The sequence below is a fragment of the Candidatus Aquicultor secundus genome, assembly GCF_002791875.1.
GTDB classification, from domain to species: Bacteria; Actinomycetota; Aquicultoria; order Aquicultorales; family Aquicultoraceae; genus Aquicultor_A; species Aquicultor_A secundus.
The window spans coordinates 745-17,160 of record NZ_PFNG01000059.1; the positions used below are offsets into that span (position 1 = coordinate 745).

Sequence of the window (16,416 nt, forward strand, 5' to 3'; positions counted from 1 at the left end):
GCAGGAACAAGCGATGCTCTATGGAAAGACCGGTGAATAGGAGGATGCAGATGAATAAAGATATTTTCTGTAAAATCGCAGCCGGGGAAATCCCCGCAGATATCGTGTATGAGGATGATTATGTGGTCGCCTTCAGGGATATTCAACCGCAGTCGCCCGTGCATGTTATTATTATCCCAAGGAAGCATATCGCAAAACTCACCGATACCACCCAGGCGGATGCCGAGCTGTTGGGCAGGATTCTGCTTGCCGCCGACAATGTAGCGCGGATCACCGGTATTGCCCAAACCGGATTCAGGCTCATAGCAAATACCGGCCCCGATGCGGGGCAAGAAGTCGACCACGTCCACTTTCACGTCATGGGCGGAGAACACATTGGCCCGATGCGGTGCCTAAGATAGAATACAAGGAGGTCAACAATTGTCTATCAAGGATCGCTTAAAGGAAGACCTTAAATCGGCCATGCGCGGGGCCCAGTCCGACCCCCAGCAGAAGATACGGCTCTCGACCATCCGGCTTTTAAATGCAGATATTAAGAATGTCGAGATAATGAAGAAGGCTGAGCTGACCGACGAAGAGGTAATCGCAGTCATCCAGCGCCAGATCAAGAGCCGCAAGGATTCGATCGAGCAGTACGGTAAAGGCGGGCGCCGGGATCTGGTCGAAAAAGAAGAGAAAGAAGCGGCCGTTCTCCTCGATTACCTGCCGGAACAGCTCTCGGATGAGGAGCTTAAAACCCTTGTAGAAGAAGCGATTAGAGAAACCGGCGCTACATCCCCGAAGGATATGGGTAAAGTTATGGGGGCGCTGATGCCCAGAGTGAAGGGTAAGGCCGAGGGCGGTCGGGTTAGTAAGATGGCCTCAGAACTCTTAAAGGGTTAAGCCGCTGGTAGTCGTAGCTGTTTTCTATATGTGGTATAATTTTCTCACTTAAAGGAGTGAGATAGCCTAATTGGCGGATATAAAAGAAATTAAGGTTGTTGTTCCGGATGACCAGGCGATGGTTGAGCTGCTCGGTCACCAGGACCAGTTATTAAAAATCATAGAGGACAAATTTAACAGCACCATACTTGTACGGGGAAACGAAATAACCATCAAAGGCAACGCCGGGGAGATCGAGGCCGTGGCGACTGTTTTTAGGGAATTGTTAAACGTTCTGTCCAACGGGCAGCACTTAACGCCTCAAAAGGTAGAGCATAGCGTCGAGCTTGTTCTCGGTGACGACCAGATTTCTCCGTCCAGCATCTATTCCGATATCATCATCACCCATCGCAGAAAAGCAATCGGGCCGAAAACCGCGGGACAAAAGGAATATATAGACGCGATCCGCAAGAGTACGGTTACATTTTCGATCGGCCCGGCGGGAACCGGAAAGACATATCTGGCGATGGCGATGGCCGTGCGCGCCCTAAAAGATAAGACAATCGGAAGAATCATCTTGACCCGACCGGCCGTTGAGGCCGGGGAGAGGCTCGGCTATCTTCCGGGAGATTTATATCAAAAAGTCGATCCGTATTTACGACCACTTTACGACGCGCTTTATGATATGATGGATGCTGAACAGTTCCAGCACTTGATGGAACGCGGAACGATTGAGGTAGCGCCGCTTGCTTATATGAGGGGACGCACGCTCAACGACTCGTTCATAATTTTGGATGAAGCCCAGAATACCTCGCCGGAGCAGATGAAGATGTTCCTGACACGGCTTGGATTCGGCTCAAAGGTGGTTGTTACCGGCGACGCGACGCAGATCGATCTGCCGCAGGGGCAACACTCGGGTCTGCTAGTCATAGAAAAGATTTTGACGGGAATCGATGGCATCAGTTTCGTCCATCTAACGGCCCGCGATGTGGTTCGTCATAAGCTTGTTCAAAGAATAGTCGAAGCCTATAAGCAGCATGACGATGAAAGAGGTTCAAAGAAGTAAGCCATGACCGCCGACTTTGGCCTCGCAAAAGCTAAAGAGTTCTACAATAAGGTTGATTGGCAAAGTACCGATCTTCGCCGGTCTTTACTCGTTGCACTCATCTTTGTGGTCGTTCTTGCCACGCTCACCATCGACTTCCTCCCGGATCGACTTTCCGGTATTCAGGTTGGAAAACCAAGCCCGAAAACGATTAAAGCTTCGCGAGATCTCGAATTCGTTGATTTCGATAGAACCGAGGCGCTTCGCAAAGAGGCCGCCGCCCACGTTCAGAAGGTCTATAACAGGGACTGGGCTGTTGAGAATCAGGTAATCGATCTCGTCCGTAAGTTCTTTAACGCGGTGCGCCAGGTGCGCGTTAACCAGGCGCTAACCCCTGAGGCAAAACTCGATCTGCTCTCAAAAGAGGTCGGCTCGACGTTTGACAAGAGCGTGTTGGGAATCCTTCTCGTTGCCCCCGATACCGATTTAAACGCGGTTGAATCCACGATAGTGAACCAGATCGACCAGGCGTACAGGGACCGGGTGACATCGGAGAACCTTATTAACAAGAAGAGTGAATTCAGAAGCATGGCCGGTGGTCTGACCGAGGACAGGAATAAAGGTGCGGTCATCGCCGAAGTCGGCATGCTCTATCTTAAACCCAACTACTTTTACGACGAGAAAGCGACGGAATGGCTAAGGAAAGAAGCATCCAACGGCATCCTTCCGGTTGTGGTAAGCAAACAGAAGGGTGAAACGGTGGTACGTGAGGGCGAGATTGTCTCAAGCGGCCAGGAAAAAATCCTCAAGGAACTCGGCTTGATGAAGCGGGGTATCGACCTTGTAAGGATCGGCGGACTTTCGCTCTTTGCGCTCGTGGCGTTTTTGGCTTTCGCTCTCTACCTGCATCATTACCAGCTACGAATCTATAAGAACGACAGGTTGATCGCCGTACTCGGTATCATATTTATTGCAACGATTCTTTTAGCTAAATTCGTCGGGCCCTTTTACTCGTTTTTCTTGATTCCGGTCGCCGCCGCCGCGATGCTTACGGCGCTTCTGTTCGGCGTCGAGATATCCGTTTTAATGGTTTTGATGATCGGTTTGTTCTCGGGATTAATCGCGGGGCAGAATTACCAGTATGCGCTGTATGGTCTGCTGACCGGCCTTTTTGCGATTTTTGCGACCTACAACATCAGGCACCGCACCGACCTGGTTATCGCGGGCGCCTGGGTGACGCTGGCGACTACGGTGCTGGCATTAACCACGACGCTTTTAAGCGGCGCGGGATGGTTCGAGGTTCTTAAGAACCTCGGCTGGGGTTTGCTTGGGGGCATTTCAGCCGCGGTTTTGACTATTGGGGCGCTGCCGTTTCTTGAGAAGGCATTCGGCATCACAACGGATATTAAGCTCGTCGAGCTTTCATATGCCAACCAGCCGCTGTTGCGTGAGCTTATGATGAAGGCCCCCGGCACGTATAACCACAGCATCATGACCGGAAACCTTGCCGAGAGCGCGGCGGAAGAGATAGGGGCGAACCCGCTGCTGGCAAGAGTCGGCGCCTATTATCATGACATTGGCAAGATAAAGCGACCGCTCTTTTTTGTAGAGAACCAGATCGGCGGCGAGAACCCACACGACCATACCAACCCGAGCCTCAGCTGCCTTATCATCACCTCGCACGTAAAAGACGGAGTTGAGATGGCGAAGAAGCAGCACCTGCCGCGAGAGATCGTCGACATCATCAACGAGCATCACGGCAGCAGCGTGGTTGCATATTTCTATGCCAAGGCAAAAGAGAACATCGTTAAAGAGTGTATCAGCGAAGAGAATTTTAGATATCAAGGCCCCCGCCCGGGTACAAAAGAGGCGGCGCTCGTGATGCTGGCCGACTCGGTCGAGGCGGCGGCGCGCACGATAACAAAACCGTCGCCCGGAAGAATCGAGCAGCTTATCAAGCGAATAGTACAGAGCAAACTTGACGACGGTCAGCTTAACGAAAGCGATCTCACGCTCAACGATATAGAAAAGATTATCCGAAGCTTTACTCAAGTATTAAGCAGCTTATACCATACAAGGATCGAGTACCCGACGGTGCCCTTCCCCCAGACAAGGAGCCTGGCCGCTCATGGAAATCCTAATAAATAACAACCAGGATGTGCTGGTGGATGATGAACTTCTTTTAAAGGTGGCACGGACAGCGCTTGCCTATGAACATGTCGAGGACGACGTTGAGTTAAGTATCGCCCTGGTCGATGAGGATGAAATTCGCGGGCTCAACGCCCACTACCGGGGCAAAGACTCGGTCACGGATGTTCTTTCGTTCGAGACCGAGGAGGAGGAGCCGGGCACTAGCGAATATCCGCATTTACTGGGCGATGTCGTTATCTGCCCATCGGCGGCCGCCAGGCAGGCCGAGGAATATGGTCAGACCTTTGAACAGGAAATGGCACTTCTTTTAACCCACGGCATCCTGCACTTGCTGGGATACGACCATCAAGACGATACCGAGGCCAAGATCATGGAAGGGCACGAAAAGGAAATCCTCGCTGATGAAAAATAGATCGCTTCTTCAGAGCTTCAACTATGCTATAGACGGGCTAATTTACGTGGTGCGAACTCAGCGCAACATGAAAATCCATTTTGCTGTCGCCGCATTCGCTTTGGGTCTTGCGCTTTTCTTAAAACTTGAATCCTGGGCGTTCATCGCCCTGATTTTCGCATCGGCGCTCGTGATGGTGGCGGAGCTGATCAACACCGCGATCGAAGCAACCATCGACCTGGTTACGACCACCTATGATCCTATCGCCGGGCTGGCGAAAGATGTCGCCGCCGGGGCCGTTCTTCTGGCAAGTATCAACGCTGTTATAGTGGCCTACTTCGTATTTTTCTCGAAGTTGAATCCATACAGCCTGAGCCTTATCCAGAAGGTGCGCCAGTCGCCGGCGCATATAACCGTAATATCGCTCTTGCTGGTGCTTATCACCGTAGTCTCTGCAAAGGCGTGGATCGGTAGCGGCAGTTTTTTAAAAGGCGGCTGGCCGAGCGGGCACAGCGCCATTGCGGGAGCCCTGTTTACGGCGATAGCCTTCATAAGCCATTCGCCCATCGTCGCAACCCTTGGATTGGCGCTTGCGCTGCTCGTCTTTCACAGCAGGGCGGACGCAGGGATACACACCACGCTTGAAATCGTTTCAGGCGGGTTGATCGGAATACTTATAACTATCCTGATCTTTCAGGTCTTTTATATGTAATCCGATTTATACTTATAGTTCAACTTATAGTTCATAAGTTAGTGATAAGTTTTCGCTAATTTCTTAAGGAGGATGCTTTTTGTCAGACTGGTTAGTAGATAGCGTTATAATAATCGCGTTAGTCGGTCTATCGGCCCTGTTCACGGCCATTAGAAGCGCCATACGTTCGGTAAGCCGGATTCGAATCGGCTACCTGGTAGAGCAGGATGTCCCGGGTTCTAAACTGCTGGACTCGCTGCTCATGCACCCGGGTCGCCTGCTGTCGTCGCTTTTACTGATCGACAACACGGTCAATATCGCCGCAATTTCTCTCGCCACGATACTTACGGCGCAATATAGCAAGAGTTTGGCGCTGCTTGTAACCGTTGTGGTTATGCTCTTTATGATTCTGGTATTCGGCGAAATTGTGCCGCGCACGTTCGGTACGCGTCACGCCGAGCATATAGCTCTCAGGACCGCGCCGTTCTTAAACGCGCTCTCCAAGATACTTAACCCGGTCACGAGCATCTTTATTTCCATCGCCAACGTCTTTGTCCGGCTGTTCGGTGGTAAGCCCATCAAGGAACTGCCGGTCGTCACCGAGGAGGAAATGCTCGGCATGATCAGCGCCGGCGAAGAAGAGGGCGGTGTCATCGAAGAAGAAGAGAAAGAACTTATCCACAGCATCTTTGAATTTGGCGATACCATCGTGCGTGAGGTCATGGTCCCCAGGATGGATATGGTTTCGGTAGGTATCGATGCGCCCATTGAAGAAGTTCTCTCTCTGGTAATCAGGGAAGGCCATTCGCGAATCCCGGTCTATGAAGAAACAGTTGATAATGTCGTTGGCGTTATCTATGCCAAAGACCTCTTGATACATATGAGTAAAGGCAGGATCGACATACCGCTCAGACAGTTAATGCGCCTGGCGTATTACGTCCCCGAATCGAAAAAGGTCGACGAGTTGTTGCGCGAGCTTCAAAAGAAGCGTCTGCACATTGCGGTCGTCGTCGACGAGTACGGCGGCACGGCCGGGCTTGTTACTATCGAGGATCTGTTGGAGGAGATTGTCGGCGAGATCTTCGATGAGTACGATCTCGAAGAGACCCTGGTCGAGTTTATCGACGAGCGAACAATCCGAATGGATGCGCGCGTCAATATCAACGAGGCCAACGAGATACTAAATACCAGCCTGTCCAGGGATAATGTTGATACCATCGGCGGCTTTGTCTACAGCCTGATCGGCAGGATCCCGACCGCCGGCGAAACAGTCCGCTTCGAGGATCTCACTTTCAAAGTTGAGAAGGTAATCGGCAGGCGAATATCGAAAATCCTAGTTACCCGCGAAGAAGAGACCGAGGGCAAAAGCAGGGAAGTCGGCTAAAAGGGCAGAAGCCAGAGGAATGTCGAATTGCGAATTAATGAGGATCCAGAGGCTGGGCCTAGCAGGCAGTAGGGAGTATGCAGGTCTTGAGAGTGGGTTATGAGGAAGACTATTGCTGGGTGTCATTCTGAACAAAGTGAAGAATCTTGAGTGCAGTACCTTTTTTATGGCACGAGGGTTTAAGCTTAGATAAAGCATCTCTAAGATGAGTGTTGAGCTAACAGCTGATAGCTCTAAAAGGACTAGTTTTATGGACGACACAGAGTTGATACAGGCTGCTATAACTGAGGCGAGGCAGAATGCGTATGCGCCGTACTCGGGGTTTCGGGTTGGGGCGGCGCTTCTTTGTGAAGACGGGCGCGTGTTTCTTGGGGCCAATGTTGAAAATGCGGTCTATGGGCTAACGATGTGCGCCGAGCGTGTTGCGGTGGCTAACGCGGTAACCGCGGGCTGTCGCAGCTTTGAGGCCCTTGCTGTTGTCGCCGACGGCCCTACGCCGTGCCCTGTTTGTGGGGCTTGCCGCCAGGTGTTGGCCGAGTTTGGCCCCGAAACCAGGATTATCATGGCCAACATCGCGGGCGAGGTTAAGAAAGCCAAGCTAAAAGACCTGCTTCCCACGGCGTTCACGAACGAGCAGCTCTTCAACGAGAAGAGATAGCGAGAGATGCAAGAGCCAACCGTTGTACGCCTGAGCGAATTCGATACCCGGCTTCTCGATGAGCTCTCGCACGTAGAAGCCGAAGCATTCGGCGAGGGTGGATTGAATCACTGGACGTTTCCGGTCTTCATTCGACACGGCGCGGTCTTCATGCTAAAGTGCGGTGATGCGCTATGCGGCGTGGCCGACGTGCTCAAGGACTGGAAAGACCCCGAGCTGGCTTTTATCGTCGGTTTTGCGATACAAAGAGGCAAGCGGGGCATGGGCTTCGGCACGCAGTTTATACACGAGCTAATACGCAGGCTGCGGGACGAAGGTATTAAGAAAATCCAGCTTACGGTTGATCCCGAATGCGAGCAGGCAATCAGCATCTACCGGAAAGCCGGCTTTAAACAGATCGCAGAGCTTGCAGATGAGTACGGCCCCGGGATCGATAGACTGCTTTATGAACTAGATTTAAATAAGCTAAACTAAGTGAGCTAGACTAAGTGAACTAGATTTAAATAAGCTAAACTTAAATCAGACAAACCTAAATGAGTTAGAACTGGAAGAGTGATCATGGAAAACGGTGATAAACAACTGAATAACGGTGGACAAAATAATACCTTCAGGTCTGGATTCGTCGCCATTGTCGGTCGTCCGAACACCGGAAAATCAACGCTTCTAAACTTTTTAGCACAGCGCAAGATCGCAATCATCTCCGACAAGCCGCAGACGACCAGAAACAGCATACGGGCGGTTCTTAATTTCGAGAACGCACAGGTTATCCTAATCGATACACCGGGTTTACATAAGCCGAAAGACGCATTGGGAGCGCAGCTTAACCGGATCGTCAGAAACACGTTAAAGGACGTCGAGGCGGTGATTTTTATGGTCGATGCATCGCAAGTCATCGGCACGGGCGATTTGTTTATCGCCAACGAGATTTCGACATTGGCTACACCGAAAATCCTTGTGCTTAACAAAATCGATAAGGTTCAGCCGCAAGATTTGGAGATACAAATCGAAGTTGCCCGCCAACTGGGCGAGTTTGACGATATGATTCCGGCATCGGGCGCAACCGGTGAGAATATCGACAAACTCAGCGCGAGGTTACTGGAGCTTCTCCCCGAGGGCCCGCAGTATTATCCGCCGGATATGATTACGGACCAGCCGGAACGCGTTATCGTCGCCGAGTTTGTTCGTGAGAAAGTTCTGGAGTTGACGAGAGAAGAAGTGCCCTATAGTGTTGCCGTTGAGGTGCAGGAGATGAAGCCGAGAAAGGATGGCGAAATCGTAGACATATTTGCCACTATTTTTGTCGAGCGCGAATCCCAAAAGGGTATTCTCATCGGCAAAGGCGGGCGCATGCTTAAAGATATCGGCTCGGGCGCACGTGCCGAAATAGAGCAGCTTCTCGGCAGTCAGGTCTATCTTGACCTGCGGGTTCGCGTCAAAAAGGATTGGCGCAAAGAAGAACGCTACGTGCGCCAATTCGGCTACACCGAGTAATTTGCCATAGATACCGAGGTACCATTTGCAGGAGAGAAATAAGATACTGCTTTTAGCAGCGGAAAATCTATTAAAAAAAGACGAACTGCAGAAGGTCATCGCCCTCCTGGATAAACTTCATCCCGCCGACGCCGCCGAAATTGTCACGAACATGCCGGATGACGAGCAGAAGCGAATATTCGAGTCCTGGGATATTCCAAGCGCCGCAGAGGCTTTCCAGGAGATGGACGAGGACGAGCAGGCCGATATCGTTGACCTGCTCAACACCCCGCTGGTCTCGGATATCCTCGAGGAGATGTCGCCCGATGATGTGGCAGACCTGCTGGGTGAGCTTAGTAAGGACGACGCCAATCGCATCCTGGCTTCGATGAATCGCGAGGAAGCCGCCGAGGCGCTTAAGCTGATGCAGCACAAGGAAGACACGGCCGGCGGCATCATGACCCCGGAGTTTGTCGCCTTACGCAAAGACTTAACCGCCCAGGAATCCATCGAATTGTTGCGAGAAAAAGCCCCCGCAGCCGAGACCATCTATTACGTGTTTATAGTAAACAAAGACAACCAGCTCGTCGGTGTGATCTCACTTCGCGACCTGATCATCTCAAAGGCAAATCAGCGCGTTGAGGAGATCATGAACCCCAACGTGATCTACGTCGATGTCGACACCGATCAGGAAGAGGTCGCGAACATTATGTCGCGCTACGACTTGTTGGCCATGCCGGTAGTCGACCACGAGTACCACCTGCTCGGTATCATAACCATCGATGATGTCGTCGACGTTATCGAGGAAGAGGCAAGCGAAGACATCTATCGCCTCGGTGGTGTTACCCGCGAAGAGAAACTCGATAGCCCCGCCGTCGAATCAATTAAAAACAGGCTCCCATGGATGACGTTTAACCTGCTGACTGCTTTTTTTGCAGCAAGTGTCGTGCTCGCATTTCAGGGCACTATCGGCAAATTAGTTGTATTATCAGCCTTTATGCCGATAGTCGCGGGCATGGGTGGAAATATGGGGACACAAACCCTCACCGTTACAACGAGGGGTATTGCGTTAGGACAGCTTGAGTTTAAAGAGGGCATGCGCGTTATTGCCCGTCAAGTAGGAATCGGCATGGTAATAGGTGCTACGACCGGGATACTCGCCGGCTTGGTCGCTTATTTTGCTAGGGGTAATCCGTACCTTGGCCTAGTCCTCTTCATGGCTATGACCATTAACATGGCGATTGCGGGTTTGGCCGGGGCCGGTATCCCGATTATCCTAAGAATCCTTCGCCAGGACCCGGCCCTGGGTTCAGGCGTTATCGTCACTACGTTTACAGACGTGTTCGGCTTCTTGACATTCCTGGGTCTTGCAACCCTTATGATAAAACTTCTAATTTAGCATACCTAGGCACGACAATTTAGCACATAGAAGATAAATACTCTTTTGAGAGTTTTTATAGAGGTTTTTGCAACAGGCGATTTTGGCAATAATACATATTATAGATGATTACCCATCTTTTTTATGCCGGGATGAGTGGAGGAGAGCGTAGATGAGACAGGAAGAGTTAACCAAGAGCATCGACCATACGAATTTAAAACCCGATGCAACGGTAATGGACATCGAGCGACTTTGCGCAGAAGCCATAAAATACAACTTCGCATCGGTGTGCATAGCACCGTTTTACGTAAACATCGCGTCCCGTTTATTGCGGGACTCGGTCGTAAAAGTCTGCACGGTTGCCGGGTTTCCCCTGGGTGAGACAACGACCGGCGCTAAGGTTCATGAAACCAGAGAGGCCATAGATGAGGGCGCCGATGAGATCGACATGGTGATGAATGTCGGGGCTTTAAAGTCAAACCTATTTGAAGAGGTATATAACGATATCCGGGCCGTTGTCGAAGCCGCCCGCAGGGGCGAGGTCGAGGCGGGCCACGACATCCTCGTAAAGGTGATCATCGAGTGCGGGCTCTTAACCGATGACGAGAAGGTTCGCGCCGCCCATATCGTCGAACGTGCCGGCGCCGATTTCGTCAAGACGAATACGGGCTTTACCACCGGCGGCGCCACTGTTGAGGACGTTGAGCTTTTACGATCAAACCTGCCGTTTGAGATGGGAATCAAGGCCTCCGGCGGTATCAGAACCGCCCAGCAGGCGATATCTCTGCTCAACGCGGGAGCAAACCGTATCGGGACGAGCGCCGGCGTCGCTATCATCGAGGAAGCCTTTGGCCAAGGCTACGTCCCCCCGGCAGCCAATCCGTGGAGGTAAGCAGCGACTGCCTTTTTGCCAGCCTAATTTTATACTATCCTCAGCACATCCAGCATCTGCCTGCACTTTGTGGTATAAACAAAGAATAGTTTACTCTGATAATGCTTTAACGAGTTACATTATTAGTGTAAATGAGTTATAAATATCTTATAAATAGGGTGCAAATCGGCTAAAATAGATATAACCCCAAAATCGGATGGGCCTTAAATTATTGTAATTTCGAAATCTTGGCCAGTGGTGTACTCTCTTTATTGGCTGATAAAATATTCCAAATACCGGGGGCTTCATGTCATTATATAAAACTAAAGGTATTATTTTAAGAACTCATAAGCTTGGCGAGGCTGACCGCATAGTTACAATTCTTACCAGCAATCTTGGGAAAGTAAGCGCAGTTGCAAAGGGTGTTAGAAAAACCAAGAGCAAGTTCGGCAGCCGTCTCGAGCCGTTCATGCACGTGGATCTGGTGCTTTATAAAGGCAGAAACCTGGATATTGTGACCCAGGCCGAAATCATCGACTCGTTTTCTGGGATACGAGACAACTTCGACCGGATAACCTACGGCTCGGCCATGCTTGACCTTACAAATAAGGTGGCCATTGAAGGCGAGCGCGATGTGGCGCTGTATAACCTTCTGCTTAAGGGACTGAGCGTGATTTCTGGGGTCAAGAAGAACTTCAGGCTGCTCTTGATCGCGTTTGATATAAAGCTCATGGCGATATCGGGATACATGCCCAAACTTGAGCGTTGTGTGGTCTGCGAAAAAGGCCTGGGCGCCAAGATGCACTTCAGCTTTCAGTGGGGCGGCGTCGTGTGCGACGACTGCAAAGTCTCGGACAGAAACAGCATTGTCGTCACGCCCGCAGCGGTAGAGACACTCTCGCGGCTGCTTAGAAGACCGCTTCTTGAAGCCATCGATATGGATGTTATCGCACGCACGGAGGACGAACTCTACCTCTTGATGCACGACTATATAGCCTATTACATACAAGCCCGGCTCAAAAGCAGAGAATGCCTGAGCCAACTTGCCTGTAGTTAGCTGTCAGCTCTCAGCTCTCAGCTAGAGCTGCAGGTCTAGAGTGCGGACTTAAAAGAAGAGCACTGCTAGCCGTCATTCTGAAGCGTTGTGAAGAATCTTGCTGAAGCGTTGTGAAGAATCTTGCTGAAGCGTAGTGAAGAATCTTGGGTGCAGTCCTCGGTAAGAAAACATAGACCCACTGGTAGATAGGGAGTCATTCTGAACGAAGTGAAGAATCTTGGGTGCAGCCTCTTTGTTAAGAAGTACAAGGGTCTAAGCTTAGATAACCATAGTAAAGATGCAGGTTTAGCTGACAGCTGATGGCTAAAAGCTGATAGCTCTTAAAGGTATAGCGCTAATCTGGTGTTATTTGCTAAAATATGAGGTTGAACCACTTTAATAAACCGGAAATTCAAAAAAGACTCGATACAAGATAGAACGGAAGAGGCTGGTTTAGTGAATTTTCAGCAACTGATTTTAACCCTTCAGTCGTATTGGGCGCAGTATGGCTGCCTTATCGTGCAGCCGTATGATAGCGAGGTTGGGGCCGGGACGTTTCATCCGGCTACGTTTTTACGTTCGCTGGGTCCCGAGCCGTGGAATGTGGCCTACGTGCAGCCTTCGAGGAGGCCGACCGATGGTCGTTACGGCGAGAATCCAAACAGACTGCAGCACTACTACCAGTACCAGGTAATTCTTAAACCATCACCCGATGATGTGCAGGATATCTACCTTAAAAGTCTCGAAGCGATCGGCTTTGATCTCTCTAAGCACGACATTCGCTTTGTTGAAGACGATTGGGAATCCCCGACGCTTGGCGCGTGGGGCCTGGGCTGGGAGGTCTGGCTCGACGGCATGGAGGTTACCCAATTCACATATTTCCAGCAGGTCGGCGGTATCGATGTAAAGCCGGTCTGCGCCGAGATCACCTATGGCCTTGAGCGTCTCTCGATGTATATCCAGGAGAAGGAGAGCGTCTTTGACCTGGAATGGGCCGGGGGCGTAACGTACGGCGAAGTACACCGCCCGAATGAGGTTCAGGGGTCGGCGTATAACTTTGACGTGGCCGACGTACAGATGCTTTTCGGGCTATTCGACACCTACGAGGCCGAGGCCAGGCGCACGCTTGAGGCGGGGCTGGTTCTGCCGGCCTACGACTACGTGCTTAAGTGCTCGCATACCTTTAACCTTCTGGATGCGCGGGGCGCTTTAAGCGTTACCGAGCGCACCAGGTTTATTGGAAGGGTGCGCGACCTTGCGCGTATGAGCGCCCAGGCGTACTTAACCCAGAGAGAAGAGCAGGGATTTCCGCTCTTGAAAAAGGCGGTGGCGGTAAGTGAGTAAAAAAGACCTGCTTCTTGAGATAGGAACCGAAGAGATACCGGCCGCATCAGTTACCATAGGCATGGAACAGCTCAGCGAACGGGCAGGGCTTCTGTTAAATAAATATCGTCTTGAATTTGATAGCATAACGACCTATGGCGCACCGCGCAGGCTCGCACTTTGTATCGAGGGGCTTGATGAGCGCCAGGCCAAGGCCGTTCACAAGGTAAAAGGGCCCGCCAAAAAGGTGGCCTACACCGAAGACGGCCAGCCTTCAAAAGCCGCTACGGGCTTTGCAAAATCCCAGGGCGTGCCCGTGGAATCGCTTGAGGTGCGTACAGTTGACGGCGGCGATTACGTGTTTGCCATAAAAGAGGAGGAAGGCAGTGGAGCCGAGGAAATCCTCGTCACCATCCTTCCAGAATTAATACTTTCACTCTCGTTCCCTAAGGCCATGCGCTGGGGCGATGGTGATATCCGTTTTGTAAGGCCGATTCGCTGGATCGTGGCGCTTTTTGGGAACAGCGTCATATCGTTTAGCGTGGATGGGGTTGAATCCGGCAGGGATAGCATGGGGCACAGGCTTCTGGCAAACCATGCGGTACCGATTAAACAACCTGCCGATTACCTGGATGCCCTTGAGGCGAACAAGGTAATCGTCGACCAAACAAAGCGCGCCGAGATGATCAGGGCGGGCATCCGGGATACCGTTCGAGATACCGGCGGCAGGGCGGTCGTGCACGAGCAGACTTTTGACGAGGTTCTTGAGCTTGTCGAGTACCCGCACGCCATCCGTGGAAGCTTCTCAAGCGAGTTTACGGCGCTCCCGCGCGACGTGCTGGTTACCGCCATGGAGGCGCACCAGCGCTACTTCCCGGTTGAGGACATGGCAGGCAAACTGCTGCCCAACTTTATCGTAATAAACAACGGCAACCCCGAGTTCACCGCGCTCATCCAAAAAGGGCATGAGAGAGTTATCCGGGCACGGCTTTCGGATGCCAAATTCTTCTTTGAGTCCGACGGCTCACTGCCGTTTTCTACCTATGTGAATAAGCTCAGCGGCGTGACCTTTCAGGTGAAACTGGGCTCGGTGTTCCAAAAGATCCAGCGGGATGTGAGGCTCTCCGAAGAGATCGCAAAAAGCCTGGGTCTTGGCAAGACCGAAGTGGATTATGCGGTGAGAGCCGCCTATTTATGCAAGGCCGACCTTGTAACTGAAATGGTCGGTGAGTTCCCGACACTCCAGGGTGTTATGGGGATGGAGTACGCCCGCATTTCCGGCGAGCCCGAAGAGGTTGCGGTGGCCATCTTTGAGCATTACCTGCCGCGTTCGGCGGGTGATATCCTCCCCAAAACGACGACCGGGCGCATAGTAAGTATTGCCGATAAACTCGATTCGATCGCAGGCATCCTTGCCGCAGGGCTGATTCCGACAGGCTCGGAAGATCCGTATGCGCTTCGCAGGCAGGCGCACGGGATCGTCTCGATAATCCTGGAAAACTATATGGATATTTCGATGCGCGCAATGATCGATCTCGCGCTTGGTCTCTACAAGGACCAGGGAGTAGACTTCGACCAGGCGGTAACGGCCGAAATCACCGAGGATTTCATCCGGGGAAGGCTGCGCGCCTATCTTCTCGGAAAGGAATTACCGCTTGATGTTGTTGAAGCGGTCGGCGGCGGGTCGATTGACGACATGGTCGACATCAGAAGAAGGGCTGAGGCCCTGGCTAAAAAGCTTGACACTCCCGAGATGGCCGATCTCATGGTTGCTTTCACGAGGTGTAAGAATCTTGCCAGACCGGAGCCGGGCACGGAAATCGACCCAGGCCTTTTCCGGGAGCCCGCTGAGAAAGAGCTTTACGAGACCCTGGTTGAGGTAGATAAAGACCTAACGCAAGCCGGCGACAATTATCCATTAGTTATAGATATATTAGCCCGCTTACGCGGTCCGATAGATAAATTATTCGATGAAGTTCTGGTCATGGCGAAGGAAGAGGACGTTAAAACCAATCGAATCAGGCTTTTGAACTATTGCATGGAATGTTTCCGGCGGGTTGCGGATTTCTCAAAGATAAATCTAAGCACTTAGTAGGGCTTGGAACAGTTGAATATGTAGATAGGGCTCGCTAGCTGTCATTCTGAGCGGAGCGTAAGCGGAGTCGAAGAATCTAGGATGCAGTTTCTTTGTTTAGAGTAAGAGGGTCTAAGCTTAGACAAAGCGTAGAGTGAAGACTTCTTAGATGGGCTGGTAAGAGCCTAGACGGGAGTAAGTGGCAGAGGATGAGAGTGCTCTCGAGATTCTTCACTATCGTTCAGAATGACAAAAGAACGACCAAAGATAAAACTCAGCATATAACCAGCCATCGGGGCTGATATAAATAAATCTAATTTAAGAATTTAGTAGAATTTAGAAAAGTTTAGTAGAATTTAGACAGACTTAGACAGACTTAGACAGATTTAGACAGACAAATTACAGTGGGAGGAATGAAATGCCAGGCAAGACAAAATACGTCTACGAGTTCAATGAGGGATCGGCCGACATGAAGTACGTCCTCGGCGGCAAAGGTGCCAACCTCGCCGAGATGACGCGTATCGGTCTACCGGTGCCTCCGGGCTTTACGATTACAACCGGAGCCTGCAACGAGTATTACCAGACGGGACATTTCCCGGACGGTCTCCTTGATGAAGTAAACGAACATCTCAACACCTTACAAGAGACGATGGGAAAGAAGCTCGGTGACCCGGATGACCCGCTTCTCGTATCCGTGCGCTCGGGCGCCCCGTTCTCGATGCCCGGTATGATGGACACGGTTCTCAACTTAGGTATGAACGATGACGCGGTCCGGGGCCTTATGAAACAAACCGGTAACGAGCGTTTTGCATATGACTCGTATCGCCGTTTCGTTCAGATGTTTGGGAAGGTCGTCTTGAGGATCGAGGGTGAGCTTTTTGAGGAAGCCATCAACGAGCTTAAAGCGAAGGTGGGCGTGAAATATGACACCGACCTTTCAGCCGATGACCTGAAAGAGCTTGTCGAGACGTTTAAGGGAATTGTCAAAGCGCATGCGGGAATGGATTTTCCGACAGACCCGAAGCAGCAGCTGCGTCTATCAATCGAAGCTGTTTTTAAAAGCTGGGGCAATAAAAGGGCGGT

General features: G+C 51.4%; 16 protein-coding genes. All 16 read left to right on the forward strand.

What is annotated here, in order from left to right; all coding sequences use genetic code 11:
- Nucleotides 1-50 precede the first annotated feature (50 nt).
- Entirely contained in the window at nt 51-401 is a 351-nt protein-coding gene (locus COY37_RS02250) for a histidine triad nucleotide-binding protein (RefSeq protein WP_286678186.1), read from the forward strand.
- Between the two features lie 19 nt (nt 402-420).
- Nucleotides 421-882, forward strand: a complete 462-nt coding sequence (locus COY37_RS02255) for a GatB/YqeY domain-containing protein (RefSeq protein WP_286678187.1) — start codon at nt 421-423, stop codon at nt 880-882.
- A 118-nt stretch (nt 883-1,000) separates the two neighbouring features.
- Nucleotides 1,001-1,927, forward strand: coding sequence for a PhoH family protein (locus COY37_RS02260; RefSeq protein ID WP_353682437.1), 927 nt, complete (start codon nt 1,001-1,003; stop codon nt 1,925-1,927).
- A gap of 3 nt (nt 1,928-1,930) precedes the next feature.
- A complete protein-coding gene (locus tag COY37_RS02265) occupies nt 1,931-4,054 on the forward strand; it encodes an HD family phosphohydrolase (protein WP_286678189.1) in 2,124 nt (707 codons plus the stop codon).
- Nucleotides 4,035-4,469 carry an rRNA maturation RNase YbeY gene (ybeY, locus tag COY37_RS02270; RefSeq protein ID WP_286678190.1) on the forward strand — a complete coding sequence of 145 codons (435 nt, stop codon included), beginning with the start codon at nt 4,035-4,037 and terminating at the stop codon, nt 4,467-4,469. Before COY37_RS02265 ends, ybeY begins: the two co-directional genes overlap by 20 nt.
- Nucleotides 4,459-5,160, forward strand: a complete 702-nt coding sequence (locus COY37_RS02275) for a diacylglycerol kinase (protein ID WP_286678191.1) — start codon at nt 4,459-4,461, stop codon at nt 5,158-5,160. The genes ybeY and COY37_RS02275 overlap by 11 nt, the downstream gene beginning before the upstream one ends.
- Before the next feature lie 79 nt (nt 5,161-5,239).
- Nucleotides 5,240-6,523, forward strand: a complete 1,284-nt coding sequence (locus COY37_RS02280; protein WP_286678192.1) for a hemolysin family protein — start codon at nt 5,240-5,242, stop codon at nt 6,521-6,523.
- Between the two features lie 205 nt (nt 6,524-6,728).
- Nucleotides 6,729-7,181, forward strand: coding sequence for a cytidine deaminase (gene cdd / locus COY37_RS02285; RefSeq protein ID WP_286678193.1), 453 nt, complete (start codon nt 6,729-6,731; stop codon nt 7,179-7,181).
- A 6-nt stretch (nt 7,182-7,187) separates the two neighbouring features.
- Nucleotides 7,188-7,655: a GNAT family N-acetyltransferase gene (locus COY37_RS02290; protein ID WP_286678194.1), complete on the forward strand. Its 468-nt coding sequence runs from the start codon at nt 7,188-7,190 to the stop codon at nt 7,653-7,655.
- Nucleotides 7,656-7,739: 84 nt separating this feature from the next.
- Nucleotides 7,740-8,672: a GTPase Era gene (gene era / locus COY37_RS02295; protein WP_286678195.1), complete on the forward strand. Its 933-nt coding sequence runs from the start codon at nt 7,740-7,742 to the stop codon at nt 8,670-8,672.
- A 25-nt stretch (nt 8,673-8,697) separates the two neighbouring features.
- A complete protein-coding gene (gene mgtE / locus COY37_RS02300) occupies nt 8,698-10,050 on the forward strand; it encodes a magnesium transporter (RefSeq protein ID WP_286678196.1) in 1,353 nt (450 codons plus the stop codon).
- Nucleotides 10,051-10,201: 151 nt separating this feature from the next.
- On the forward strand, nt 10,202-10,921 hold the full coding sequence (deoC, locus tag COY37_RS02305) for a deoxyribose-phosphate aldolase (protein ID WP_286678197.1): 720 nt from the start codon (nt 10,202-10,204) through the stop codon (nt 10,919-10,921).
- A gap of 286 nt (nt 10,922-11,207) precedes the next feature.
- Nucleotides 11,208-11,957 carry a DNA repair protein RecO gene (gene recO, locus COY37_RS02310; protein ID WP_286678198.1) on the forward strand — a complete coding sequence of 250 codons (750 nt, stop codon included), beginning with the start codon at nt 11,208-11,210 and terminating at the stop codon, nt 11,955-11,957.
- Nucleotides 11,958-12,392: 435 nt separating this feature from the next.
- Nucleotides 12,393-13,280 (forward strand): glycine--tRNA ligase subunit alpha, encoded by an 888-nt coding sequence (gene glyQ, locus COY37_RS02315; protein WP_286678199.1) that lies wholly within the window; start codon nt 12,393-12,395, stop codon nt 13,278-13,280.
- A complete protein-coding gene (glyS, locus tag COY37_RS02320) occupies nt 13,273-15,351 on the forward strand; it encodes a glycine--tRNA ligase subunit beta (RefSeq protein WP_286678200.1) in 2,079 nt (692 codons plus the stop codon). The genes glyQ and glyS overlap by 8 nt, the downstream gene beginning before the upstream one ends.
- A gap of 400 nt (nt 15,352-15,751) precedes the next feature.
- Nucleotides 15,752-16,416 (forward strand): PEP/pyruvate-binding domain-containing protein (locus tag COY37_RS02325; RefSeq protein WP_286975860.1); only part of this gene is annotated, 665 nt, incomplete at its 3' end.

Coding starts and splice junctions, on each gene's coding strand:
- era (WP_286678195.1), top strand. CDS start 7,740: ATGGAAAACGGTGATAAACAACTGAATAACGGTGGACAAAATAATACC.
- recO (WP_286678198.1), top strand. CDS start 11,208: ATGTCATTATATAAAACTAAAGGTATTATTTTAAGAACTCATAAGCTT.
- cdd (WP_286678193.1), top strand. CDS start 6,729: ATGAGTGTTGAGCTAACAGCTGATAGCTCTAAAAGGACTAGTTTTATG.
- COY37_RS02250 (WP_286678186.1), top strand. CDS start 51: ATGAATAAAGATATTTTCTGTAAAATCGCAGCCGGGGAAATCCCCGCA.
- ybeY (WP_286678190.1), top strand. CDS start 4,035: ATGGAAATCCTAATAAATAACAACCAGGATGTGCTGGTGGATGATGAA.
- COY37_RS02265 (WP_286678189.1), top strand. CDS start 1,931: ATGACCGCCGACTTTGGCCTCGCAAAAGCTAAAGAGTTCTACAATAAG.
- COY37_RS02290 (WP_286678194.1), top strand. CDS start 7,188: ATGCAAGAGCCAACCGTTGTACGCCTGAGCGAATTCGATACCCGGCTT.
- COY37_RS02260 (WP_353682437.1), top strand. CDS start 1,001: ATGGTTGAGCTGCTCGGTCACCAGGACCAGTTATTAAAAATCATAGAG.
- COY37_RS02275 (WP_286678191.1), top strand. CDS start 4,459: ATGAAAAATAGATCGCTTCTTCAGAGCTTCAACTATGCTATAGACGGG.
- deoC (WP_286678197.1), top strand. CDS start 10,202: ATGAGACAGGAAGAGTTAACCAAGAGCATCGACCATACGAATTTAAAA.